This is a genomic window from Kamptonema formosum PCC 10802 (genome assembly GCF_000332335.1).
Lineage (GTDB): Bacteria > Cyanobacteriota > Cyanobacteriia > Cyanobacteriales > Oscillatoriaceae > Oscillatoria.
Window position 1 is genome coordinate 6,173,215 of sequence record NZ_KB235948.1, and the last position, 24,487, is coordinate 6,197,701.

The 24,487-nt window shown below is 51.4% G+C and carries 21 protein-coding genes; 13 read left to right on the forward strand and 8 right to left on the reverse strand.

What is annotated here, in order from left to right:
- Positions 1 to 3 precede the first annotated feature (3 nt).
- Positions 4 to 3,510: a DNA/RNA non-specific endonuclease gene (locus OSC10802_RS44870; protein WP_155968451.1), complete on the forward strand. Its 3,507-nt coding sequence runs from the start codon at positions 4 to 6 to the stop codon at positions 3,508 to 3,510.
- A gap of 104 nt (positions 3,511 to 3,614) precedes the next feature.
- Here OSC10802_RS44870 and OSC10802_RS0127185 read toward each other — a convergent pair whose 3' ends face one another.
- From OSC10802_RS0127185 to OSC10802_RS0127210, 6 genes are all read right to left on the reverse strand, one after another.
- A complete protein-coding gene (locus OSC10802_RS0127185; RefSeq protein WP_017719935.1) occupies positions 3,615 to 4,205 on the reverse strand; it encodes a pentapeptide repeat-containing protein in 591 nt (196 codons plus the stop codon).
- Positions 4,206 to 4,304: 99 nt separating this feature from the next.
- Entirely contained in the window at positions 4,305 to 5,270 is a 966-nt protein-coding gene (locus OSC10802_RS0127190; protein ID WP_017719936.1) for a pentapeptide repeat-containing protein, read from the reverse strand.
- Between the two features lie 145 nt (positions 5,271 to 5,415).
- Positions 5,416 to 6,039: a pentapeptide repeat-containing protein gene (locus OSC10802_RS0127195; RefSeq protein WP_026098858.1), complete on the reverse strand. Its 624-nt coding sequence runs from the start codon at positions 6,037 to 6,039 to the stop codon at positions 5,416 to 5,418.
- 364 nt (positions 6,040 to 6,403) lie between these two features.
- The gene (locus OSC10802_RS0127200; protein WP_017719938.1) at positions 6,404 to 7,243 is read right to left on the reverse strand and encodes an ABC transporter permease; all 840 of its coding nucleotides are present in this window, start codon (positions 7,241 to 7,243) and stop codon (positions 6,404 to 6,406) included.
- A gap of 356 nt (positions 7,244 to 7,599) precedes the next feature.
- Positions 7,600 to 8,610 (reverse strand): ABC transporter permease, encoded by a 1,011-nt coding sequence (locus OSC10802_RS0127205; RefSeq protein ID WP_017719939.1) that lies wholly within the window; start codon positions 8,608 to 8,610, stop codon positions 7,600 to 7,602.
- A 111-nt stretch (positions 8,611 to 8,721) separates the two neighbouring features.
- Complete coding sequence (locus OSC10802_RS0127210; RefSeq protein ID WP_017719940.1) at positions 8,722 to 10,356, reverse strand: ABC transporter substrate-binding protein; 1,635 nt, start codon at positions 10,354 to 10,356, stop codon at positions 8,722 to 8,724.
- 29 nt (positions 10,357 to 10,385) lie between these two features.
- On the opposite strand from OSC10802_RS0127210, the gene OSC10802_RS0127215 reads away from it, so the two are divergent.
- The 9 genes from OSC10802_RS0127215 to OSC10802_RS0127255 all read left to right on the forward strand — a co-directional run bounded on the left by OSC10802_RS0127215 (position 10,386) and on the right by OSC10802_RS0127255 (position 18,143).
- Entirely contained in the window at positions 10,386 to 11,561 is a 1,176-nt protein-coding gene (locus OSC10802_RS0127215) for a pyridoxal phosphate-dependent aminotransferase (protein ID WP_026098859.1), read from the forward strand.
- A gap of 218 nt (positions 11,562 to 11,779) precedes the next feature.
- Complete coding sequence (locus OSC10802_RS42045) at positions 11,780 to 12,052, forward strand: hypothetical protein (protein WP_017719942.1); 273 nt, start codon at positions 11,780 to 11,782, stop codon at positions 12,050 to 12,052.
- Between the two features lie 72 nt (positions 12,053 to 12,124).
- Positions 12,125 to 12,454 carry a cytochrome c6 PetJ gene (gene petJ, locus OSC10802_RS0127225; protein WP_017719943.1) on the forward strand — a complete coding sequence of 110 codons (330 nt, stop codon included), beginning with the start codon at positions 12,125 to 12,127 and terminating at the stop codon, positions 12,452 to 12,454.
- Between the two features lie 267 nt (positions 12,455 to 12,721).
- Complete coding sequence (locus OSC10802_RS0127230) at positions 12,722 to 13,741, forward strand: aldo/keto reductase (RefSeq protein ID WP_017719944.1); 1,020 nt, start codon at positions 12,722 to 12,724, stop codon at positions 13,739 to 13,741.
- Between the two features lie 182 nt (positions 13,742 to 13,923).
- Complete coding sequence (locus OSC10802_RS0127235; protein ID WP_017719945.1) at positions 13,924 to 14,313, forward strand: nuclear transport factor 2 family protein; 390 nt, start codon at positions 13,924 to 13,926, stop codon at positions 14,311 to 14,313.
- Positions 14,314 to 14,400: 87 nt separating this feature from the next.
- Positions 14,401 to 15,885, forward strand: a complete 1,485-nt coding sequence (locus OSC10802_RS0127240) for a TldD/PmbA family protein (RefSeq protein WP_017719946.1) — start codon at positions 14,401 to 14,403, stop codon at positions 15,883 to 15,885.
- A 60-nt stretch (positions 15,886 to 15,945) separates the two neighbouring features.
- Positions 15,946 to 17,295 (forward strand): TldD/PmbA family protein, encoded by a 1,350-nt coding sequence (locus OSC10802_RS0127245; RefSeq protein ID WP_017719947.1) that lies wholly within the window; start codon positions 15,946 to 15,948, stop codon positions 17,293 to 17,295.
- 180 nt (positions 17,296 to 17,475) lie between these two features.
- On the forward strand, positions 17,476 to 17,760 hold the full coding sequence (locus OSC10802_RS53330) for a FitA-like ribbon-helix-helix domain-containing protein (protein ID WP_017719948.1): 285 nt from the start codon (positions 17,476 to 17,478) through the stop codon (positions 17,758 to 17,760).
- A complete protein-coding gene (locus tag OSC10802_RS0127255; protein ID WP_026098862.1) occupies positions 17,757 to 18,143 on the forward strand; it encodes a type II toxin-antitoxin system VapC family toxin in 387 nt (128 codons plus the stop codon). Before OSC10802_RS53330 ends, OSC10802_RS0127255 begins: the two co-directional genes overlap by 4 nt.
- 643 nt (positions 18,144 to 18,786) lie before the next feature.
- On the opposite strand, the gene OSC10802_RS51245 is transcribed toward OSC10802_RS0127255, so the two are convergent.
- Positions 18,787 to 18,927 (reverse strand): hypothetical protein, encoded by a 141-nt coding sequence (locus OSC10802_RS51245; protein WP_155968453.1) that lies wholly within the window; start codon positions 18,925 to 18,927, stop codon positions 18,787 to 18,789.
- Between the two features lie 356 nt (positions 18,928 to 19,283).
- On the opposite strand from OSC10802_RS51245, the gene OSC10802_RS0127260 reads away from it, so the two are divergent.
- Positions 19,284 to 22,223 carry an ATP-dependent helicase gene (locus OSC10802_RS0127260; protein WP_017719950.1) on the forward strand — a complete coding sequence of 980 codons (2,940 nt, stop codon included), beginning with the start codon at positions 19,284 to 19,286 and terminating at the stop codon, positions 22,221 to 22,223.
- A gap of 231 nt (positions 22,224 to 22,454) precedes the next feature.
- Here OSC10802_RS0127260 and OSC10802_RS0127265 read toward each other — a convergent pair whose 3' ends face one another.
- Positions 22,455 to 23,024 carry a Uma2 family endonuclease gene (locus tag OSC10802_RS0127265; RefSeq protein ID WP_026098863.1) on the reverse strand — a complete coding sequence of 190 codons (570 nt, stop codon included), beginning with the start codon at positions 23,022 to 23,024 and terminating at the stop codon, positions 22,455 to 22,457.
- 256 nt (positions 23,025 to 23,280) lie between these two features.
- Between OSC10802_RS0127265 and trmB the strand changes: the two genes are divergently transcribed.
- Together trmB and OSC10802_RS42050 are read left to right on the forward strand one after the other, a co-directional pair.
- Complete coding sequence (gene trmB / locus OSC10802_RS0127270; RefSeq protein WP_026098864.1) at positions 23,281 to 23,916, forward strand: tRNA (guanosine(46)-N7)-methyltransferase TrmB; 636 nt, start codon at positions 23,281 to 23,283, stop codon at positions 23,914 to 23,916.
- Positions 23,917 to 23,948: 32 nt separating this feature from the next.
- Positions 23,949 to 24,473, forward strand: a complete 525-nt coding sequence (locus tag OSC10802_RS42050) for a pentapeptide repeat-containing protein (RefSeq protein WP_044171673.1) — start codon at positions 23,949 to 23,951, stop codon at positions 24,471 to 24,473.
- The last annotated feature ends 14 nt before the right edge of the window (positions 24,474 to 24,487 follow it).

Genomic DNA, 24,487 nt, shown 5'->3' on the forward strand with positions numbered 1-24,487 from the left:
AACGTGGAAAGCGTTGATGGGCCGAGGGCCGGCAGTAATATTGGGATTATTAAAGATCCGCTCGGCCCCGCACCGCAATTGGTGGCGGCCACCCGGCCCATTCCGAAGGGACTCACCACTGACTTGGTGCTTTCAAGTGATGAAAAATACCTGACGGTTTCTTATCCAGGGCTGCAATTGCAGTCTTCTTCTCCTGAGCAAAAGGGCGCTAGTTTTATTTATGATGTTGAGGAGATTATAAAGGCTGTTGAGAATCCGGGCAATTACTGGCTGGATAGCTACAGCAGGGGGGCAGGTAGCATTGCTTTTAATGCGAGCAGTAAGCGTGCGGCTACGGCAAGGGATTTGCTTTTCGTGCCGGTGGATGACATCAATCCGGATATTAGTGTGGCTGCGGACTACGAGATTATCGGAGGGAACTGGGTGAATCAGTTCACTTTTGGTGTGCCGCAGGATAGCAATCGCGCTCCTATTGGGATGGTGAGTCCTAAGGGTTTGACTGTAGCGTCAGCGAGAGACTGGGTGGATTTGGTGAGTCCGGGTGCCGGTGGCAGTACAGATGACCTCACTCCTACGTTTGAGTGGAAGTTTAAAGATGACAGTACCCAGTGCGGTATTCCCAATCTGTCTCCTCAAGATATTAGTGAGGTGAATTTGTATGTGAGCGTGTTCCCCAAAGATCAGGGATTGTTGCCGAAGGACAGGTGGGAGGGATTGGGGAATGTGACACCGGGACGGGATTACAATCCCAACCGCGTCCTCACAGCGACATGGAAGAATGGTGTGTGGACTTGGAAGGGGGGCAGTACAAGTGGTGACTTTGATGAGTTTACGCTTCCTGATGAGCGGATATTGACTGCCGGTCAGACTTACCACTGGGCTGTGGAAGCTGTGACGGCTCAAGGAGACAGAAAAATTGTCACGGATAAGTTTAAAACTTTGCTTCCCCAACCGGCTGCTGGGAGCAATACGTTCAGTAGCGTGACTGTGTTGTCTCGCGGTCTAGAGCTAAAAGACAAAGAGACTGACAGTCAATTCGAGGCAATGGCCAAGCACATCGCTGAGACGGGTGAAGGCTTGGTCATGCACTATGATTATACAAATGGTAAATGGTACAGGAAAACTGGTACTGGAGAGGATTACAGCGTGCCATCAGACAAATATGGCAAACCGCTGGTACTAATTCCAGGATGGGATAAGCGGGAAAGTAAGGCTTGGAATGCGGGCTTTGCTGAAGCCGCAGCAGACAGACTCTTCGCTTCCCTTGTGCAATTGGATCAGTTACTTGGAGGTCGTGTGGGAAATGGAAAACAGCTTTACGATCCACAAAATAAACTCATTCGCACTCAGGGAGCTGTCTTCAACTCCCCGCTACACTTGATTGGCTTTGGTCAGGGCGCAACAATCAATAGCGAGCTCGCTCAGCGTCTGGGGACATTTTTCCCCAATGCCGGTGGCACTCCCAATATAGATGGCTCTCCTGATCCCAAACGCGAGCTGCAAATGACGATGATCGACGCCTTTGACCCCGAGCAGACTGCATTTACCAACATTGAGAAACTTTATGATCCCAAATTGCAAATTTGGGAAAATGTTACCTGGGCGGACAACTACTATCAGAAGGCCACTTTTGAGTCTGATAAAATTTCCTCTGGGCTTTCTATCCCCCAATCGGACTTGAACATCTTCCTTGGTGACAAAACCAACCCCCAAACCCGTACTGGTTTTACTAAATCATTTAGCTCTCACAATCGTGCTTTGGGCTGGTATTCCGGAAGTGCCGATCTCAGCCAGGTTACATTCCCCTCGGTAGGAAAAGACGAAAATGAGGTAATTTATCGCCGACTTGGAGATTTGGAGTTAGACGCTTATGGTCAACCGAAAACACCGACGTGGTACACGCCCGACTATAAAAACACTCCATTCGAGCATGGGGATGCGAAAGCTCCTTGGGAGGGTGTTGGCACAGGTTGGTTTTATTCCGTTTTGGGCGGTGGCTACAGTAAAGACAACAGTAAAAACTTGCGCCCGCTCCAGAATTATAATATGCCTCGCACTCCAGTCAGTTACGATAACACCAACACAGATAATAAGGATAGAGGCGACAAAATGCGGGGTGACTATGCGGTTCCCACTCTCTTTAACGGCAACTTTGACGCTATCTCTTCTCTGGCTGGTTCGCTACCCATTCCGGGCTGGTCTTTTCAAAATCAATTTGCCACTCAAAAAATTCTAACTGCTTTTAAAACAGACCCTCAAAACTTTGTACTTAAATTGGGAGGAGATACAGCCAACACAAAGATCACGCACAATCCTTTTGTTGTGCCTGAATGGGGGGATTTACGATTTAACCTCAGCGTGCCTTCTGATTCTGTAGGGGGAGAGGGAAAACTTAAAGTATCTTTAAACCCGCTGAATTCAGCAGATGGACTTGAATTCAGCGAAACAATTTCTTTGAAACCAGCACAGGGAAAAATAAGCTCTTACAGGGACGACCGATATAAGATTGGTTATGGAGCGGGTGCGGGCAAATTTGAAACGTTTAACATCGATATACCAGAATATCTGCGAGGCAAGCCAGCAACGCTTACATTTAAACTAGAAGACCAGTCCGGATATAAATCAGCGGTTTACTTAGATGATGTCTTCTTTAAAAGCGAGCTGTTCAAGTGGGGCAACCCAACTGAAGCAAGACCGCATAGGGACAATGGAAATAAAAAAGAGGGGGTCTATGACAGCAACTACTTAATAGAAAAGCCACAGTATGTCCTGTCTTACAACAGCCATAAAAATACTCCCAACTGGGTAAGTTGGCAAGTGAACAAGTCATGGCTCACTGAGCAGAAGTTCAACAGGCCAAACTTTATAACCGATCCAGAACTTGATGAAACTGGTTTTTTCCCAGTTGAACACACGGATTACCAAGAGGATAAAACTTTGTTACCTGATGGTTATTTCCTGATACGAGGTCATATGAGTGCTGCAGAGGATAGAACCCGGAGTCAAAAGGATTTCGTTGCCACTTTCCTGACATCGAATATCCTGCCCCACCACGAAAAAAACAATGGCAGTGTTTGGAAAGGTCTAGAAAATTCTTTAAGAAAAGAGGCTAAAGCAAATCAAGACTTTTACATCATCGCAGGTGGATATGGAACAAAGAAGTACGATGACTATCCGGGCTATCCAGGATATATTGACGTCAATCCTGATGACCCGAACATCCCAACAATTAATGTTCCTTCCCATGTTTGGAAAGTCGTTGTCAGGCGCAACTTGGGAGATCCTCTGAATAAAGCTACAGACGCTTTTGCCGTTATTCTGCCCAATAGAAATATGGTGGGAGAAGACTGGACAAAATACAAGTATTCTATTAACCAGCTTGAAAGTCTCCTCAATAATAATCGCGGGCCGCACGAGCCTGAGTATAACTTTTTGTCCGAATTAGAGGAAAATCGCAGAAAAGAACTGAAAGAACGAAACAAAAACTCCAACCCACTTCCTCTAGGTTGAGACGGACAGGACTTACGCAAATTTTAAGCTCAGACACGACTGGTAGTATCAGGGCAGGCATGGCCTGCCCTAGATAGATATTCTTTGGTTAAATCCTGACGGAATTACTGTGGGTATACCCCATACCAGCCCTTACCATTCCTTATATTTCCATCTGGCATGATAGTGTTCTGAAACGACACTTTTCTAAATTCTACACCCTCCAAGTTCGCTCCCGTCAAATTAGCTTCACGCAAGCTAATGCTTTCCAGAACGGTATTGCTCAAATTAGCTCCGGTCAAGTCCGAACCATTGAATCTAGTATCTCCCAGTTGGGCACCACTTAGGTTGGCACCCCTGAGATTGACACGGTAGAAACCAGCCTCCCGCAAGTCAGCACCACTGAGGTTGGCACCGCTGAGATTGGCATCATCAAGACCGGATTGCCACAGGTCGGCTCCCACCAAGTTGGCTCCACTCAGGTTGGCTTTATTCAGGCACATCTCATCCATCCTAGCCCCACTCAAGTCAGCACCACTAAAGTCGGTTCCAATCAGATACACACAATTGAATTTAGCTTCTCTAAAGTTGGCCCCGCTCAGGTTGCAGCCACTCAAATCTTCTTCGCTATACCCAATTATGAGGCCGGCAAAATTCCTTTCTCCCTCGGCGTAAAGTTCCAGCAACTCTTCAACAGAAATCCTTTTCCCCTTCATCACTCTTCTCCCAATCTGATCGCGCTCTTAATTCTACCACCCTTGTCTGGAAAAAACGGGTATGGAGTGGCGCTCTTCAGGCAGATAGAGAACCTGGTTTCAATGGAAACAGGTGGGTTCAACGATAACGCTCCCATCTGGCATAGTAGTATTGCGAAAAAATGAACCCATCAAGACACCCAGAGAGCTTATACCAGCACCAGTCAGGTCAGCGCCGGTGAAATCAATACCATTCATCTCGGCTCTGTCAAGGCAGGCACCTCTCAAGTTGGCATAGCTCAAGTCGGCACCATTCATGCAGGCACCAGTGAGATTAGCACCGCTCAAGTCCGCCCCCCTGAAATTGACATGGATCAATACGGAGTTTTCAAGGCAAGCCCCACTCAAGTTGGCATCGATAAGATAAGCATTAGGCATGATAATGTTACGCAGGTCGGCACCCACTAAGCAGGATCGACTCACAACTATTCCATGATATTTTCTTTGGCCAGCCGCATAACGTTTGAGAAGTTTTTGAGAGTCAACCACTCTAATAGGATCATTTTCAACCTTTCCGTTTGGCAGGATGGTATTGCAGAAAATGGCATCTTCCTGAATGATGTCCTTTAGAGAGGCACCGCGCAGGTTCGTATCTGTCAAGTTGGCACGAGTCAGATCGGCAGCCGTCAAGTTAGCATTTCTCAAATTAGCACCCACCAAGCAGGATCTGCGCAACTGAGCGCTAGTCATATTGACATCCCTCAAATTAGCATTCATTAAGCAGGCGCTACTCAAGTTAGCCTCTTGCAGATTAGCACCCATTAAGCAAGCATGGCTGAGATTGCTCCCCAGCAAAATAGCGCAGTGCAGGTTAGACCCACTCAAGTTGATGTAAGTCAGGTCAGCATCATTTAGAAAGATTCCTTTCAAATCAAGCCCGGAAAAATCTCTCTCCCCCGCTCTGTATTTTTTGATCAAGTTATAACCGTTCATCTCCCCCTCACACTCATATATCGGTTGGAGTGGAAGGCTTCCTTCTTCGATTGGCTCGAAAGATTCTTCTTCCAGAAAGCTTTCACCGCTCATAATTCAACTATACCTTCTATCTGTACAATCAAACTTGCGTTTTAACGCAATTAAACTTTACATCTGAACCGGCAGTTTTTCAGCCTCCATGACTTGACTCCTGAATCTCTATACACTCTTAACTCTAGCCAGTCGAATAAACTCGCTATTCCTCGCTTACTTTGCCGTAATTTGACTCACAATGATCGTTCCTGATCCTTCCATCTGGCATGGTAGTGTTGCAAAAAAATGCACCCTCTATTCTGTTCATATCAGCGCCCTCCAAATAAATGATTGCTTCACTCAAATCTACATCCGTTAAATTGGCTTGCTGTAGGGAGCATTCCTCTATATTGGTATCTCTCAAAGACGCGCCGGTTAAGTTGACTTCGCAGAGAGAAGTTTGCCCCAGATTAGCTTCACTTAAATCCGCCTCACTCAAGTCCGCCCCACTGAGATTGGCCTCACATATACTAGCTCCAATCAAGTCAGCTCCACTTAGATTGGCATATTCCAAGTCAGTGCAATCCAAGTTGCTCCCCCTCAGATCGGCTCCACTTAGGTCAGCTCTGCCCAGTCTGGCATAGAACAGGTTAGCATTGCTCAAGTCTGCACCGGCAAGGTTAGCTTCACTCAGCTTGGCATCGGACAATTGGGCACCACTCAAGTTGGTATTGCTCAAGTTGATACACCTTAAGTCAACGTTTTCCAGCTCGCTCCCACTCAAATCAACTCCAGCAAAATCTCTTTCACCGGCAGCGTACCGCCTGAGCAACTCTTCTCTGTCCATAACCCCCCTCTCGAATCCGCTCACACCTTCAATAATAGCGCAATCGCATTTAAGGTGCGGGAGGTGGGCCATACCAGAAATCCTATCAATAGGGAAAGACGTCCATTTTAGCCTCCCTCCAATCTACCCCAGTCAAATCGGCTTTATTAAGCGAGTGATTATTGCCCAACAAGACTCAAATCAATCCCACTAAAATCTCTCTCTCCCGCCGCGTAACGCGCCAGCAACTCTTGAGCGTCCAGAACTCTTCTCCTAAATTTATTACCCCTCACTAATAGCGCCAATTTTAAGCCATCGCCTTGTTCAGCCTTAAAATAATGCGAAACTCCTTTTACTTGAGTGATTAACCGTATATAGGTAAAGTCTAATTCTTAGAGCGCGGGTCTAGGGCGTCGCGCAGACCGTCGCCCAAGAGGTTAAACGCTAGAACACTCATCGTAATCGCTAAACCGGGAAACAGGGTTGTCCAGGGGGAGGAGAGAGAGTAGCCGCCTTTGAAGGCGTCGGCGAGCATGGTTCCGAGTTCTGGGGTGGGGGGTTGGGCTCCGAGTCCCAAGAATCCCAAACCGGCAGCTTCCAGGGTGGCGGTGCCGGTGGAGAGGGTGGCCTGGACGACAAGCGGGCCGAGAGTGGCCGGCAGGATGTGGCGCAACAGGATGCGTGCCGGTGAGGCTCCGAGGGCTTTCGCCGCCATAACGAATTCCCGCTCTCTGAGGGACAGTGCCATGCTGCGGGTGAGCCGGATGTAAATGGGGATTTGCACGAGTCCCACTGCTAGCATAACGCCTTGCAGGCTGGGGCCGGTGACGGTGACGACGGCGATGGCCAGGAGAATGGAGGGAAAAGCCAAGAGGATGTCTGTCAGCCAGCCAATCAAGGTTTCCACCGGCCCCCGAAAATAGCCGGCAATCAGCCCCAAAAGCACGCCGGCAGCCATTCCCAGCCCCACGGACACTCCACCCGCGCTGAGAGAGGTGCGCATCCCGTACCACACCAGCACCAAAATATCCCGCCCCAGTCCGTCAGTGCCCAACCAGTGCTGGGCGCTGGGGGGTTTCAGCCGCGCCAAATAGTCCCGGTCAGTGGCGGGATCGTAGGGGTGGAGCATCGGGGCTAGGAGTGCCAGCAGCACCAGGGCGACGGTGAGGGCGAAGCCAATTTTCCCGGAAGTGGACTGCCAAAATCGCTGGAAAGAGTTTTGCACGAGTTGCTGTTAGTTTAGAGTTTTTTTTTAGTCCGCGAAGGCGGACTACCCAACGGGCAAGCCGCTTCGCGTCTACGTTTGTGTAGCCGCGATTTAAATGAGACTGTTGGCGTGCTTGATAGGGGGATCAGCCCCACCCCCAAGTTTCCTCGTTCCCAGCTCAAGCTGGGAGGAGGAAAAACCGCGCATATTGTGAGAGTCTCGCTCTACTCTTAGTCCGCGAAGGCGGACTTCGTTTGTGTAGCCGCGATTTCCAATCGCCAGGAACCCCGGCTAATCGCCGAGGAACTAGCTGCAGGTCTAACCCCTCACGAATTCGCCAAAAGCATCTTTCAATCGCCCGGTATATGGGCAATTTACCGGTAGTGAATCCTCGGATCGAGGAAAGCATAGGAAATATCAACGATCAGGTTAATTAACACAAAGGTAACAGAGACGAACACCACACCGGCTTGCACGACTGGATAGTCTCGCGCCAGAATTCCATCATAAATCCAGGAGCCGATTCCCGGCCATGAGAAGATAGTTTCAGTGAGGATAGCACCGGCGAGGAGGGTGCCGAACTGCAAACCAATAGTGGTGATCACCGGCAGCAGGGCGTTTTTCAGGGCGTGGATAAATATTATCCGGTATTCGGGAACGCCTTTGGCTCTCGCGGTGCGGATGTAGTCTTGGGAGAGAACTTCCAGCATGGCGCTGCGGGTGATCCGCGCTAGGATTGCCAGGGGAATCGTGCCCAGGGTGAGTGCCGGCAGTACCAGGTGAGCGAGGGCGTCTTTGAGCGCGGCTGCGTCTAGCTTGAGCAGTGCGTCGAGTGCGTAAAAGCCGGTGAGTGGCTTGAAAGTGAAGGCTAAGTCAGCGCTCAGCCTTCCGCTGGCGGGGAGCCACTGCAGGTTGACCGCGAACAGGTAAATGAGCAGCAATCCTAACCAGTATACCGGCAGGGAGACTCCTATTAAAGAGCCGGTCATCAGCAGGTTGTCCAGCCAGCCGTTTTTGCGGACTGCGGCGAAAACCCCTGCCGGTATTCCCAGCAGCAGCGCGACGATCATTGCCGCAACGGACAGTTCAAAAGTAGCCGGCCACCTGTTTCGGATTTCCTCGGCGATGGGAATTCCGCTGATGATGCTGGTGCCGAAATCTAAGCGAATCAGGTTTCCCAGAAAAGCGAAATACTGCACCGGCAGGGGCTGATTTAGACCTAATTGCTGCCGGAGGGCTGCAATCTGTTCGGGTGTGGCTCTTTCGCCAAGCAGCACCACGGCTGGGTCCCCGGGGATCAGGTGCAAGAAGGTGAACACCAAAAGGGTGATTCCCAGAAGGACCGGCAGCAGGCTGAGCAGGCGTTGAGCGATGTATTGCCACATAAAGTTTGAGGGTTTATTTGATAAAACCGCAGATGAACGCAGAAGTAGATGGACGCCGATGAATTTTGCAAAAATCTGCGTTTATCTGCGTTTATCTGCGGTTAATATAGCTCACTTTTTCTCCACTGTTTCAAAAGATTCGGAACCGAGGGGGCTGGGAACCCAACCGGCAAGATTCTTGCGCTTGGCTAAAAGGGGTTGGGAGTGGACAACCGGCAGGCGCACGACTTCGCGGTGAAGTATTTCATCGACTTCGGCGTAGATTTTTGCCCTCGCCGCACTGTCTCCAGTCGCCCTTCCTGAATCGAGCAATTTGAGGAGCCGGTCGTTTTTCCAGCCGCCTAAGTCTTGGGTTGAACCGGGTCCGAAGTGGGGGTAGTAGAAGTTGTCGGGATCGCCGTAATCGCCGGTCCAGCCGAGCATGAAGGCTTGAAAGCCGGGGGCTTTGTTGCGATCTGCGAGGTAGGCTGCCCAATCTTTGGTTTTGAGGCTGACTCGAATGCCGATAGCGCTCAAGTCGGCGGCGAAGGCTTCTGCTATGGGTTTGGGTGTGGGAAAATAGGGTCGGGAAACGGGCATGTACCACAATTCTAAGTCAAAGCCGTTGGGGTAGCCGGCTTCGGCTAGCAGCTGTTTGGCTTTTTGCGGGCTGTGTTCATAATCGGTAATTTTAGCAGATTGCGACCAATTCATTGATGGCGGGGTGAAGTGGCTGTCGCCGGTGCCCAGTGCTCCCCAGAAAGCTTGCACGATTGCTTTTTTGTTGATGGCTAGGGCGAAGGCTTGGCGCACCCGCACGTCGGAGAGGGGTTTGTAGCTGGGATTGAGCGCTAGATAGCCGAGGTTTAAGGAAGGGCGGGGAACCGCTTCCAGATTGGGGTCGCGCTGAATTTCTGGCATTTGGTCTGGGGATAAGTCTGTGGTAAAATCGACTTGACCGGCTCTCAGTTGCGCGAGTCTGGCGGCGGGATCTGTTATGAAGCGGATGACTAATTGGCTGGTTTTGGGAAGTTCGGGCTGCCAGTAGTTTGGGTTCTTTTCCAGTAAAATGCGGTCGCCGGTGCGCCATTCTTTGAAAATGAATGGGCCGGTGCCCACCGCCAGGGAGCTGGGAGTTCCGTAGCTGGCACCGGCTTTTTGGATAGCTGCGGGACTGGCGATGCCGAAATATCCAGAACCGATGGCGGCGGGGAAGGCGGCGAAGGGCTGTTTGAGGGTAAATTGTATGGTATAATTGTCAGTAACTTTGATATCTTGGAGGATGGATTTCGGGTCGCCTTTGAAGCCGCCGAAAAGCTGCTGCCAGATTTCGTAGGTTTTGCCGGCGTTGCGGTAGCCGTGGGGGTGTTTGGGATCCCACCAGCGCTCTATGTTAAATTTTACTGCTTCGGCATTGAAATCAGTGCCGTCGTGAAATTTAACGCCGGTTCGCAGTTTGAAAGTCCACACTTGGCCGTCCCTGTCAGCAGACCAAGAGGTCGCCAGACTGGGTTGAAGTTCGGTAGTTCCTGGCTTGAATTCCAGCAAGCGCTCGTAGATTTGGCGCTGTACAATGATGGAGTTGCCGTCGGTGATATTGCCCGGTTCTAGGTTCACCGGCTGTCCCCCAGAACCGAAGACGACCGCCCCGGTGCCGGTGGTTTGCGGGCTGCCGGTGTTCTGGGGTGCGCCGCAGCTAACGATAAGTGTAGCTAGGGCAAAAAATTCAGCTAAAAAAGCCCGTCGCGTTGGCTTGTTTTCCCTCATCTCACTCACTCCTTTTTCGATCTAGTATAATGGAAAAATACACGTCTAGAATGCAGGCTGTGCAGTCGCCGATTATTCCCGCTGTCGGGGAGCTGATCCGCAGCTGTCCGGGTACGATATCGCTGGGACAGGGCGTTGTTTATTATAGCCCTCCGCCTGAGGCGGCGCAGCAGATTTCTCAATTTCTGGCTGACCCGGAAAATAACAAGTACAAGGCGGTGCATGGAATTGCGCCGCTGCGGGAGGCGATCTCCCAAAAGCTGAAAGCTGAGAACGGCATCACTCCCAGCGGTGGGAACCGCATTGTTGTGACAGCCGGCAGCAATATGGGATTTATGAATGCGGTTCTCGCCATCACTTCCCCCGGTGATGAAATTATAATCCAGACGCCCTATTATTTCAACCACGAGATGGCGATTGTCACAGCCGGCTGTCGCCCCGTGCTGGTGGGGACGGATGAGAATTACCAGCTGCGCCCGGATGCGATAGAGGGGGCGATTACGGACAAAACGCGGGCGATTGTGACGATTTCGCCGAACAATCCCACCGGCGCGGTGTATTCCCCAGAGGCGCTGCGGGCTGTGAGTGAGATTTGCCGCACAAGAGGAGTGTACCACATCAGTGACGAGGCGTATGAATATTTTACCTATGACGGGGTGAAACATTTTTCGCCCGGTTCGATTGAAAATAGCAGCGAACACACGATATCGCTTTTCTCGCTGTCCAAGGCTTACGGATTTGCCAGCTGGCGGATCGGCTACATGGTGATCCCGGAACACCTGTTCCTGTCTGTTCAAAAAATCCAAGATACCATTCTAATTTGTCCGCCGGTGGTTTCGCAGTATGCGGCTTTGGGGGCTTTGCAGGCGGGTTCAAGCTATTGCCAGGAAAAGGTAAAGGCGATTGCTGAGGTGCGACAGCTGGTGCTGGGCGAACTGGAGAGCGTGCGAGATTTCTGCACGATTCCCGAGGCGGATGGGGCGTTCTATTTTCTGCTGAAGGCTCACACGGATTTGGGCGCGATGGAGGTGGTGGAAAAGCTTGTCCGCGAGCATGGGGTGGCGGCGATTCCGGGGACGACTTTTGGGATGGATTTCGGGTGCTACCTGCGCGTGGCTTACGGGGCGCTGGAAAAGGAAACTGCTCAGGAAGGGATCGGGCGGCTGGTGCGGGGGCTGCAAAAGATTGCGGGAGCCGGTGGGTAGATGTTTGCTGTAATTCAACAGTCAGAGGGACAGGCGAGACGCCTGTCCTACGTCATAATTTAAGGTATAGCGGTTCTCCGTTGGATGAACGTGTTTGCCCAGAAATCCGCTTTCTTAAAGAAACCGGGTTTCTCGCGCGCTGCGTCACGCACCCCAGTATATCAGGCCAACCGTGCCTTCCTGTGTCAAACTAGAAAAACCACCACTAGTGCCGAGCGATGTTTAAAGTGATAGCCCCTGGATTATCCCAAGAATTCGAGAGATGGACAGATGCCTTGAATGCGGCCAAATCTCTCAAACCAAAATGCAAGAGTCTGTTTGAAGACATCCGCATTTATGACGGGGAGGAGTTGGTGTGGGTATACAGCCGGACTCACACTTACCCTCAATATGTCGGGGCGGGTACATATAACAGATTAGCGCTGCTGTTTCTGAAAGAAGCGCAGGAAAACGGCGAAGAGTGGGCGATGCCAAAAGACGGAGGTGCTTGATTGAGCCGGCGGAGGGACACTTGCGCTTAGAATGCTAATCATTAAGTATATCTGAGCGGAGGGAGAAGTTCGTTGAGAAAGTTACTCACAGCCATACTGCTGGCAGTTCTGACTGTTGCCTTGAGTTTGCCGGCTTTTGCGGCGGATACTGCCAGCGGCGCACAGGTTTTTAGCGTCCACTGTGCCGGCTGTCACCCGAAAGGCGGCAATATTATCCGGCGGGGGAAGAACCTGAGCCAAAAAGCGCTGAAAAAATATGGCATGGACTCACTTGAGGCGATCGCCTCTCTGGTGGCGAACGGCAAAAACAATATGTCCGCTTTCAAAAACCGCTTAAGCGCCAAGCAAATCGAAGCTGTCGCCGCTTACGTTCTGGAACGAGCTGAGAAAGGCTGGCGCTAAGAGCGGGTTTGTAAAGTAGAAACATCCAGAAACCGGGTTTCTTCAAGAAACCCGGTTTCTAGTTCTATCCGGGGGTTTACAAAAGTTTACCTGCTGTGTTAAAATCTTCTAAAGAGATTGGAACCTCACCCTTTAGCGTCTTTTCCGCTTTTGGGACAGGCGGGACGCCTGTCCTACGCCTCTGAGCCTATCGGCTGAGAGGGGGGATAAGATAAAGGGGAAATTGTCTGAAACACTGTCCACCTTATAGAGAGCCAAGACTGGAAGATGAAGCTACCTGAATCAAGCCGGCTGCAGTTCACCCCGGATATGAATATCTGCCGCATATTAAATGGCATGTGGCAGGTGTCTGGCGCTCACGGACGCATTGACCAAAAAAGCGCTATCGAGAGTATGTTTAAATATGTGGATGCCGGTTACACGACTTGGGACTTGGCAGATCATTACGGACCGGCAGAGGATTTTATTGGCGAGTTCCGGCGTCAGCTCGCCGCCACCCGTGGCGAGGAAGCTCTCCACAGCGTGCAAGCTTTTACCAAGTGGGTGCCAAGACCGGCAAAAATGACGCGCAAGGTGGTTGAGGAGAATATCGGCATATCCCTGCGAAGGATGGGAGTGAATTGCTTGGACTTGATGCAGTTTCACTGGTGGGAGTACCGGGATAAAAACTACCTGGACGCGCTCAAGTACATGGCGGAACTCCAGCAAGAGGGGAAAATCAAGCACCTGGCGCTGACAAATTTCGATACCGAACACCTGAAAATTATTACTGACGCCGGCATCAAAATCGTCTCCAACCAAGTGCAGTTCTCGCTCGTAGATCGCCGGCCTTTAGTGAATATGGTACAATTTGGCCAGCAGCACGACATCAAGCTTTTCACCTACGGCACACTCTGCGGTGGCTTGCTGTCAGAAAAGTACCTGGGACAGCCCGAACCGCGAGGGGGAGATATGTACACCGTGAGCTTGAGAAAATACAAGAATATGGTGGATGCGTGGGGCGGCTGGAGCCTGTTTCAAGAGTTGCTGAATGCCCTCAAAGAGATTGCCGGCAAACATGGAGTTAGCATTGCTAACGTGGCGGTGCGCTACATCTTGAACCAGCCGGCAGTTGGGGGTGTAATTGTCGGCGCGCGGCTGGGGATATCGCAACACTTGGAAGAAAACGCCAGGGTGTTTGATTTCAGCCTTGATGCTGAGGACGACCGGCGGATCGAAGCCGTCCTTGGCCAATCGCGGGATTTGTACAAGCTGATAGGCGATTGCGGCGATGAATACCGGCGCTAGGAAATAGCAGCCGCACGATGGTACTGAGAAACCCGGTTTCTCAAAGAAACCGGGTTACGAGAATATTGAGGCTCTGCCTCATTTCCCATAAAAGACTATTAAGGAGGAGGCAGAGCCTCTCGTTGAGCGTTCCCTGGCAGAGCCAGGGAACGAGAGTAAAAATCCCAAAATCCCAAATTAATATGACTGACGAGCGTACTGAAGTATTAGCAGCAAACCAGGCTTTTTACCGAGCCTTTGAGAGAAAGGACATGGAAGCGATGAGTGCGGTGTGGTCCCAGGGAACCGGCAGCCTTTGCACTCACCCCGGACGCAATGCGCTGCGGGGGTGGAAGGATATTCGCGCCTCCTGGGAGCTGATATTTAAGAACACCAACTACCTGGAAATCCAGACAGAGATTATTTCCACAGAGGTGCGCGACACGCTCGCCTATGTTATACTGGTAGAGGATGTGTTCCAAGTCAGTGGCGGCAGGAGAATCGAGGCCAAGTCGGTGGCGACGAACATCTTTGAGCTGCTGGGAGGGAAGTGGTATTTAGTCCACCACCACGGCAGCCCCCTGATCCGCTAGCGCGACTCGCCAGCAAAAATTTTAGGGATTCGCTATACTGAGGAACATAGGACAAAAGTCAGTCAACCCTGTGAGGGACGCCAGCCGATGACGCTATCCATCCATACTCCTACCCTACTTCTCTCTAGAGAACTGCCCAGCCTGAAATACACCTCCACCCCAGATCGTTTCGATGAAACCTGGGAGGCTCCCCTGTCAACCCTTCTGGGATTGGGACGAGCCGCCGGCGCGGACTTCATCGAATTCTTCTTGGAGCGGGTTAATTATATCAGCTGTCTGGCGGAAGACGACACGATCACCAGCATTTCGCCCCGGCTTTCAACGGGTGCCGGTGTGCGGGTGTTCAAGGGGCAAGCGGACTGCTATGTCAGCACCAATGACCTGTCATTTTCTGGACTGAAAGCCGCCTTAGAAAAAGGTCTGTCAATCATGGGGCTGCAGCTGCCGGCTCCCAGCTCATTTATCCCGGAAATCAACCTGGAATTGCTGCGAGACTACGCGACAAAAAAAGGCAAAGATGCTTGGCTGGGTCAAACCAGCTCCATGCGGGAAATGGGGGATGTTCTCCTGAAGGCTAACGCCCTGCTGAACCAGAAAGCCAGTCATGTGCAATCGCGGCGAGCGACTTATTTCCGAGACTGGCAGGAAGTTTTGGTGGCGGCGAGTGACGGCACGTTCGCCCGCGACATTCGCCTGTCTCAATCGGTAGGATACAATCTTTTGTGCGCGGATGGCGCTCACCGCTCGTCGATTGCCAAGCGTGCCGGTGATACCAGTTCGCCAGATTTCCTGCGCGCGTGGAACTACGAAGAAGCGGCTGAGGAAGTGGCGGAATCCGCAGGGCGAATGCTCTACGCTGATTATGTCGAGTCGGGAACTTACCCGATTGTGATGGCGAATGAGTTTGGCGGGGTGATCTTCCACGAAGCTTGCGGGCACTTGCTGGAAACCACCCAGATTGAGCGCAAAACTACGCCATTTGCCGACAAGAAAGGCGAGAAAATTGCCCACGAAAGTTTGACGGCTTGGGATGAGGGGCTTTCGACCAAAGCTTTCGGGACGATTGACATGGATGATGAGGGGATGCCGGCGCAGCGAACCCTGCTGATTGAAAAAGGTGTGCTCAAGAATTTCTTGGCAGATCGCGCCGGCTCCCTGCGCACGGGACACCCGAGAACCGGCAGCGGACGCCGGCAGAATTACACCTATGCCGCCGCCAGCCGCATGCGCAATACTTATATTGCGCCGGGAGACTACACCAACGAAGATTTGTTTGCATCCATCGACAAAGGCATTTACTGTAAAAAGATGGGTGGCGGTAGCGTGGGAGCTACGGGTCAGTTCAACTTTGCCGTAGAAGAAGCCTATCTGATTGAGGGTGGGAAAATCACCAAACCGCTGAAGGGAGCCACCCTGATCGGGGAAGCCAAGGAGATTATGAACAAGATTTCCATGTGCTCCCAAGATTTGGCGCTGGCTGCCGGTTTCTGCGGTTCAGTTAGCGGCAGTATTTACACGACGGTAGGGCAGCCTCACATTAAGGTTGATTCTATCACCGTGGGTGGCCGGTAAATTGAACCCCACCCCCCAATGGGGGGTGGGGTAGAATGAGACGAAAAACACAACAGGGGTATGACTGTGACGAAGATCGAGGATATTGCAACTCACGCTCGCGAAATTGCCGGTCAGCTTGGCATTAATAAATTTGACATCTATGGGGCAACTGTGGATGAGAGCAGCGTGCAAGTGGATGGGGGGGAGCCCAAACAAGTCAAAGCTTCCAATCGTTCTAGCGTGACGGTTCGCGTGTGGAATGAAGAGCAGACAATGGGCGTCACCAGCACGACAGATGTAGACCCGAAAGGGCTTGAACTGGCGCTGAAAACGGCTTACGAGGCGAGTTTTTTTGGCGTCAGGGAAAACGTGCCGGATTTTAGCCCGGAGGCTACCGCGCCGCTGGCAGCAGACATCCCCAACGAGAAAGCGCCGCAAGTGCCGGTGTCAAAACTTCTAGAAACCTTGATTGGTGCTGAAAAAGAGTTGCTCGCAGCTCACCCAGCGATTAAAGGAGTGCCCTATAACGGGCTCTCGCAAAGGGACGCAGACAGGTTTTATCTCAACAGCACCGGCGCTCTCCGCAATGAGTCGCGCTCCTACGCATCGCTCTATCTTTACACGAAAACAGAGGAAGAAGGGAAAAAGCCTCGCAGCGCCGGCGCTTTCAGAATCAGCCGCAGTCTGGAGCAGCTGGATCTTGACGGGTGCCTGAAAGAAGCCGCCGATAAAACTGTCAGCCACTTGAATTATGAAAAAGTCAAGTCGGGGAAATATACTGTGGTTTTCTCGCCGGAGGCTTTCTTGAGCTTGCTGGGGGCTTTTTCCAACATTTTCAACGCTCAGAATATTCTGGACAAGCAAAGCCTGTCCACTCCTGAATCCCTGGGCGCGCAAATAGCTTCTCCCCTGCTGTCGCTGTGCGATGATGCCCTGCATCCCGCTAATGTAGGCGCTGAGACTTTTGATGGGGAAGGAACGCCAACCCGCCGGGTTGCGCTGATTGAGGAGGGGGTTTTAACCGGCTTCCTGCACAGTGCCGGTACGGCGAAAAGGATGGGCGCTGAGCCTACGGGACACGGGAATATGGGCGCGAAAGTGACGGTTGGCTCGCACTTTTATCACGTCTTTCCAGGAAAGCCGGCGGAAAGGGAGTGCAGCCTTGCGAGCGCCGATAATGTGATTTTTATCGACGATTTGCAAGCGCTCCACGCGGGAGTAAAAGCGCTGCAAGGCTCGTTTTCTCTGCCGTTTGACGGCTGGATGGTGTCAAATGGGAAATTGACGAGCATTGACTCAGCAACGGTTGCGGGAGACTTTTTAGAAGTCCTGAAATCGATTGTTTTTGTGGAAAAAGAGGCGGAACTGACTCCTGGTGGGGTGTGCCCGCGAATTTGGGTTGAGGGGCTGTCGATTACCGGCGAGTGAGTCTCTCAATGGTTTTGAGGGCATGAGGACAGGCGAGACGCCTGTCCTACGTCTTTTGGGATTGGGACAGGTGAGAGGACAGGCGAGACGCCTGTCCTGCGTCTTTCTTGTAGCACAGGCGTCTCGCCTGTGCAATCTGCCACGTTTCATCTATAATTATAACACCAGGAGGTAAGAAAAATGGCTCAAATTATTATCGAAGATTTAGACCAGGCGTTGGTAGATAGACTGGAGGCGCTTGCTAGAACTCACGGGCGAACGCTGTCAGCGGAATTAAAGCACATCCTGGAGGAAGCGGCGCAAGTCAAAACAGCTGACAAACCTGAGGCGAATGCCGGTGCCAAAACCCCAGAAGAATTAGGTTGGCCTCATGGTTTCTTTGAAGAAGTAGCAGGAGGGTGGGTAGGAGAACCACTTGTGCGTGACGAGCAAGGAGAATATGAGACGCGGGAGGAACTGGCTTGACTTATCTTTTAGACACTAATGCCTGTATCCGCTTTTTGAATGAGCGACACTCACCTGTAAGTCGCAGAATATCAAGGACGCCGCCAGCGGATATCTTTTTGTGTACAATTGTACAGATAGAGCTTTACTACGGAGCCTATAAAAGTTTACAGCGACAGCAAAACCTAGCTATATTGGAACGTCTTTTCAACCAGTTTACGATTTTGCCTTTTGATAGCCGAGCTGCCCAGATTGCTGGACTAATTCGCGCCCAACTAGCTGCTTTGGGCACACCTATCGGTCCCTATGACCTCCAGATTGCCGCTATCGCACTTGCCAACAATTTAATTATAGTCACTCACAACACCCGTGAGTTCAGTCGGGTTGATGGACTGCGGTTATAGGACTGGGAGTTGCCGGCATGATGGGCATTCCCCACCGGCTCCCTTGCGTGCAACTCCGATTGGCGTGTCGGGCAAGCCTCACCCAAAATGTCTGCTATGTACTGCTTGATGCTGGGGAGTTCGCGAGGGTGGAGGCGTTGGGGGTGATACCCCGCGAAGATGTGGGTGTTTATCTAAGAGCTAGAGCCGGCAAGACCCAGGTGCAATCCCGATTAGGGTGCCGGTTGGCCTCATCTGCAAGGGCTGACTGTGCCATATTTGAGATTGGTCAATTGTCCTGTCAGAGCGTGGGAGGGCCATTCGCTCTCCTTGCGACAAGCGCTCCGTAGATTGGGAGGATAGAGCAAACGGGCACCGGCTCTCCAGTACAATCCCGATTAGGGTACCGGTTGGCCTCATCTGCAAGGGCTGACTGTACCATATTTGAGATTGGTCAATTGTCCTGTCAGAGCGTGGGAGGGCCATTCGCTCTCCTTGCGACAAGCGCTCCGTAGAGTGGGAGGATAGAGCAAACGGGCACCGGCTCTCCAGTACAATTCCGATTAGGGTGCCGGTTTGTTTGATCCAGAGGCCAGGGCTGTGCTATGCTTGAGACTCGTTAGCTGTTCTGTCAGAGGCTATGTGGGCGAGCGTTCCCCTTTAGTCAGCTGAGGTAGAGTGGGGCATCGCGCACCGGCTCCCCTGTCCAATCCTGATTGGCGTGCCGGTTTGTGGCATCCAGGAGCCAGGGCTGTGGTATGCTTGAGGCTATGTGGGCGAGCGTTCCGCTCCAGTCAACTGCCATACAGTGGAGGAGATTGCCTACCAGCACCAGAGTACAATCCCGATTGGCTAGCTCGTTTGTTTCACCCAGAGGCTAGGGCTGCGATATGCTTGAGATTGGTCAGCTGTCGTGTCAGAGCGTTGGAGGGCGATTGGCTCTCTTCTGAGCAGCTGAGGCAGAGTAGGGAGTATGGCGCAGCGGCTCCCAAGTATAAACTCGATTAGCGTGCCGGTTTGTCTCACCCAGAAGTGCAAAGAGCGTGCTAGTCTTGAAAATGGTCAACTGTCCTGTCAGAGGCTATATGGGCGCTTACGTTTTACTCACCAGCGGTAGGTAGTGCGTTATTCGTAGCTTCTGGCTATTAAGAAGGTGCAAAAATGTCCCTAAATTACACTGATGAGCAGGAGCAAGCAATTGCACATCGTCAAGGCAACCTATTGATTATAGCTTGTGCCGGAAGTGGCAAGACAGAAGTTATTTCCCGGCGAATTGCCGAAATAGTAGATGAAGGAGTACCTCGCTCATCAATCATTGCTTTCACCTTTACTGATCGGGCGGCTCGTGAGCTGAAAGCCAGAATCCGAGGACACCTGGAAGACATCAACCCAGATGACCCCTCTCTCGGAGATATGTACGTTGGCACGATCCACAGCTTCTGTCTCCAGTTACTGAAAGAGATCGATCCTCTATACCGATACTTTGAGGTAATGGATGATGTGCGACAGGCTGCGCTCATCGCCGCTAACTACCATTATTATCCTGACAGTGGGCGTGGCATTGGACTGAATAACCTTCGCTCAAAAACTAAGCGAAAAGGTTATTGGGAGAGTGCTGAGTGGTTTATGACGACCCTTAATGTGATTCACTTAAAAGGAATCAGGGAGGAAAACATTCATGATGCCGCGCTCAGGGATGCTGTGCTACGGTACAAAGAAATTGCAAATGACCGCCCGAACTATTTTTTTGATTTCAACACAATCATTGCAAAACTTCTGGAGAGTTTGAACTCGAAGCCAGCCGAGCTAGAAAAAGTTCGCTCAAAATTCCGCTACTTGATCGTCGATGAATATCAGGATGTTGACCCTCGTCAAGAAGAGCTTATCCATCTTCTCTCAGATGGGGGACAGCGTATGTCAGTGTGTGTTGTTGGTGACGACGATCAAGCAATTTACGGCTGGCGCGGGGCGGATATCAACAATATATTGACTTTTGAGCAGCGATATCCAAACGTGACCCGTGTTGAACTGGTCAACAATTTCCGCAGCACTCACGCCATTGTTGAGATTGCCAATGCGGCTGTTAGACGACTTCCTCCCACTCGCCGGCTACATAAGGCAATGGTTGCTCGGTTCTGGGAACCCGGACAACGCACACCAATTCTTAGAGAGCGCATGGCTGAGCAGGGGGACATTCACAGACAAGCATTTGCATCTGATGAAGCTGAGGCCGCCTGGGTTGCCAAACGGATTAAGGATTTGCGAGGCACTGTCATTGAAGAAAAGGATGGCACTGAACGAGCTATCGACTACGCTGATATGGCCATTCTTCTCCGAAGTGTTCGTTCTTCAGGGCAAGTTTTTGTCGATACCCTCCGCGCTGAAAACATTCCAGTTGTGGTGAAAGGAACACGGGGGCTATTCAGCCATGATGAAGTTCTGCTTGCCCAAGCTGCATTCTGTCAGTTAGCACAGGAGGACTTTTATTACACCGATATGGCTGGGGAATTGCACCGCTATTCTGCCAATGATACACGGGAATTTATTCGACATACAGTCTGCGGGTTACGCGAGCAGCAGTTGATGCCACATGCAGATGCCAGTTTATTTCTTGGATGGATAGCTGAGAAGCGCGAAGATCTCAAGCGCCGGAGTCTCCCACAAGAGGAGCGCGGTGGCATCTCTAGGCGTATATACCCACAGCATCTCTTCCACGAGATGCTGCAACAACTGGGCGCTGGACAAGATGCTAATCCCTGGCCAGAAAGTGTTCTCTATAACCTCGGTCGTTTTAGTCACCTGCTTACGCAGTTTGAATCTGTGAAGCAGTGGGTAACTCCCAATGACCTCACCTCTCTTTGCCGGTTCCTAAGTGGCTGGGCCGCAGGCAAAACCGATGATGGCGGGGCAGATGAAATCACTACACCGAATGCCGTGCAGATCATGACCGTTCATGCGGCCAAGGGCCTAGAATGGCCTGTCGTATTTGTGCCGCGCGTATCTAGTGCAAACTTTCCAAGTAGCCTTCGCAATCGTGGCCCTGAGACTTTTTTGAAGGCGCAGGAGTTTGACCCTGGTGAATATGCTGGAGGTGATGAGGGGGAGCGCAGACTCTGGTACGTTGCACTTACCCGTTGCCGGAAGTTTCTTCATATCTCTAGCCAGGATCGAAAGGGAAAGAAGCCAACTGGTTTCTATACCGAGATCCGCCACGATTTCGTTCGTGGCGATGGAATTGATCCAACCGCACGCAAACGCAGTCAGCCAACACCACCCGTTGAGACGGAATTATTGCCCACTACTTTCTCGGACTTGAACTATTACTGGAAATGTCCGTTCGACTACCAACTACGTCGCTTAATGGGTTTTTCTCCTGCGGTAGAGCATGCTTTTGGATATGGCAAACAGATCCATAATTTGTTGGCAGAAATACACCAGAGGGCCTATCAAGAATTGCCGATAACAGAGGAATTTGTAAGAAATCTTGTCGATCAGCGCTTCAATCTTCGATACACTCTTGGCCAACATTTTGAAGAATTAAAGGATGCTGCTAAGCGCTGTATTCTTCGATATATAGACGAGTATCCCCAACACGTTGAATTGGCTCTAGAAGCAGAGAAACCCTTTGAGTATGTAGATCGAAAAAGTGGGGCGCTTATCAGTGGAACTATCGATCTGCTGGAACGAGTATATTTTGATGAGTCGAGTGGAGAAGTGCGAACTCCTGTCTGTATAGTTGACTTCAAAAGTCAGAAGTGGGACACGGTTGAAAGCTACATAGAAAGAAGAAATGATGTTGAAAGGCAATTAAGGTTATACGCTGCCGCTGTTCGCCATGCCCTCGGTTTCGATCCAGATAATGGCGCTCACGCACACTTTCTTTCTCCTAAACGTCCAGATGATGAGCTTGTAGCTAGGGGTGTGGCAGAGAGGTTTACTGTTGATGTAGGCGATGAGTATCAGGAGCAAGTGAGAGAAGAGGTAAGAACGGCAGTAGATGGAATTAAGTCTGGAAACTTTCCTATGACCGGCTGTCAGACTGGGCGATGCCAAAAGTGCGATTTCCAACGAATTTGTCCCGCCGGATTTAGGAAGTCATAGCAGAAGTCACAGCAGAGGTAGGTTCTATGCCATATCTAGACCGGCTTTGTCAAAGCCGGTCTAGAAGGGTTCTTGAATAAGAAAATTGATTTACCGATCATGTCTCCCCTGGGGGATGTCTCTGTGACTGAACACTCTACAGACTGTGAGGGTAGTTTGGCAAAAATTAGATACTCCCGTTGAGGTAAAATGGCTCGCTTCCCCCTCTCCCCTTCCCCACTCCCCCCATCTCTACCCAAAAAACCGCGCCACAGGACAGCTAAACCCGGACAGCAGAGGCGAACTAATTTCATCCCCATTCAGCAGCGTCGCAATTAACACAAGCTTGGCATTTTCCCGCCGGTAGACCTGAACTTGTCGCAAGCGCCAATCCGCAATCCAATACTCCTGAACCCCCCGCGATGAATAGAGCTTTAGTTTAGCTTCTCTGTCTCGCCCTTCATTCTCTTTCCCCGGTGACAGCACCTCCACCACTAACTCTGGTGCGCCGGTCAGCTGTCCCGCCTCGTCTAGCAGCGCGGCTAATCTTTCATTGCTAGCCCAAACCACATCTGGTATTACATTGTCCGACTCGCTAAACAGCACCCCAGCCGTGATGCTTGCTTGCCCTAAACCGCTGGATTCTGACCAGTCATCAAGCGCTCTGAAGATTTTACCGCAAGTGCGCTGATGTCTCCAGTGAGGCGCTCTTGTCATATACAATTCTCCATCTATAATTTCATATCGCGTCCCCTCACTTGCGGGTAAGAGGTCTATGTCCGCCACAGTCCATCGCACTTTGTCAGTTACCGTTTGGCTCATAGCATAACTCCTTGGTGAGTCTCCTTATATTATAAAACAGAAGCGACTGTCGGGCAACCCTATTGTAGCGGAAAAAAACTGACTTGATCGCCGGAACCGCGCCCCTGCGTAACATTTCCCAGTTGAGAAACGTTCAGAAACCCGGCTTCCTTAAAGAAACTCGGTTTCTTGACATTCAGGGTGAGCCGCTATCCCGAGGGCATTTCTTGCTAAAATAGGCACCGGCAGATCACAATCCAAACAGGAGGCACAAACATTGGTACGAGTACGAGTGCGCCAGCACGTCAACCCACTGAGCAACATCTATCAAACACCGGCTCCCCCGCCCGACTGGACTCAAGTCTACGCTAACCCAACCCAGCCGGTGCATCTCGATATTGGCTGCGGTTGGGGGCGGTTTTTGCTCAGCATGGCTCAACTTATGCCCGACTGGAACTTCCTCGGGATGGAAATCCGCGAACCCCTGGTTGAGCAAGCCCTCGAATCCCGCAACCAGCTCGGTTTAACCAACCTCCACTACATATTCTGCAACGCCAATAACTCCCTCAAACCTTTGCTAGAATCATTACCAGCCGGCACCTTGCAGCGCGTCACCATCCAATTTCCCGATCCCTGGTTCAAACACCGGCACCAAAAACGCCGCATGGTGCAACCGGCAATGGTAGACGAGATAGCCTCTTATCTCACCCCCGGCGCACAGGTTTTCATCCAATCCGATGTTGAAGCCGTCGCCAGAGAAATCTGCGCTCGCTTCAACTCCCACCCAGCCTTTGCGAAAATGCACAGCGAACAGTGGACTGCAGAAAACCCCATGCCGGTGCCCACAGAGCGCGAACTCTCCACCCTAGAGCGGGGAGAGCCGGTGTATCGCGCCCTATTCGCACGCCTTTGAAACCTCCGCGAATCGCAGCAATGGTCAGCCCCATGAAATTACCAATTCTCGCCCTCACTACCCTGCTCACCGGCATCAGTTTAACAGCACCGGCTGCCGCACAAAATGACGCCCACGTTAAACGACTGCTGGAAACCAAAGAATGCCGCATGTGCAACTTGAGTGGCGCTCAGTTGAGCGGGGTCAACCTCAGCAAAGCCGATTTGCGCGGTTCCTACCTAGAAGGTGCCGACCTCTCCGGTGCGGATCTTTCTGGCGCTATCCTCATTCGCACCAACCTCAGAAAAGCCAACTTGAGCAACACCAATCTAGCCGGTGCGGACCTGGAAAATTCCTACCTTAATGGCGCGGACTTGAGCGGTGCCAACCTGAAAAATGTCCGCCTGGATAGAGCGTTTCTCCTCCAGGCAAATCTCAGCAATGCGGACCTGAACGGTGCCAGCTTATTTCAAAGCAATCTCCGAGAAGCCAACCTGAATGGAGCCAACTTAACCAGCGCCAACCTCAATGCAACCATCCTCCCAGATGGAAAAGTCTCCCAACCAAATAAAAAGTAGGCTGCCCAAATCTG

Coding starts and splice junctions, on each gene's coding strand:
- OSC10802_RS0127185 (WP_017719935.1), bottom strand. CDS start 4,205: ATGAAGGGGAAAAGGATTTCTGTTGAAGAGTTGCTGGAACTTTACGCC.
- OSC10802_RS0127215 (WP_026098859.1), top strand. CDS start 10,386: ATGGAAAAATACACGTCTAGAATGCAGGCTGTGCAGTCGCCGATTATT.
- OSC10802_RS42045 (WP_017719942.1), top strand. CDS start 11,780: ATGTTTAAAGTGATAGCCCCTGGATTATCCCAAGAATTCGAGAGATGG.
- OSC10802_RS0127235 (WP_017719945.1), top strand. CDS start 13,924: ATGACTGACGAGCGTACTGAAGTATTAGCAGCAAACCAGGCTTTTTAC.
- OSC10802_RS0127245 (WP_017719947.1), top strand. CDS start 15,946: ATGACTGTGACGAAGATCGAGGATATTGCAACTCACGCTCGCGAAATT.
- OSC10802_RS0127240 (WP_017719946.1), top strand. CDS start 14,401: ATGACGCTATCCATCCATACTCCTACCCTACTTCTCTCTAGAGAACTG.
- OSC10802_RS0127195 (WP_026098858.1), bottom strand. CDS start 6,039: ATGGACAGAGAAGAGTTGCTCAGGCGGTACGCTGCCGGTGAAAGAGAT.
- OSC10802_RS0127265 (WP_026098863.1), bottom strand. CDS start 23,024: ATGAGCCAAACGGTAACTGACAAAGTGCGATGGACTGTGGCGGACATA.
- OSC10802_RS0127210 (WP_017719940.1), bottom strand. CDS start 10,356: ATGAGGGAAAACAAGCCAACGCGACGGGCTTTTTTAGCTGAATTTTTT.
- OSC10802_RS0127190 (WP_017719936.1), bottom strand. CDS start 5,270: ATGAGCGGTGAAAGCTTTCTGGAAGAAGAATCTTTCGAGCCAATCGAA.
- OSC10802_RS0127230 (WP_017719944.1), top strand. CDS start 12,722: ATGAAGCTACCTGAATCAAGCCGGCTGCAGTTCACCCCGGATATGAAT.
- OSC10802_RS0127260 (WP_017719950.1), top strand. CDS start 19,284: ATGTCCCTAAATTACACTGATGAGCAGGAGCAAGCAATTGCACATCGT.
- OSC10802_RS53330 (WP_017719948.1), top strand. CDS start 17,476: ATGGCTCAAATTATTATCGAAGATTTAGACCAGGCGTTGGTAGATAGA.
- OSC10802_RS42050 (WP_044171673.1), top strand. CDS start 23,949: ATGAAATTACCAATTCTCGCCCTCACTACCCTGCTCACCGGCATCAGT.
- OSC10802_RS51245 (WP_155968453.1), bottom strand. CDS start 18,927: ATGGCAGTTGACTGGAGCGGAACGCTCGCCCACATAGCCTCAAGCATA.
- OSC10802_RS0127205 (WP_017719939.1), bottom strand. CDS start 8,610: ATGTGGCAATACATCGCTCAACGCCTGCTCAGCCTGCTGCCGGTCCTT.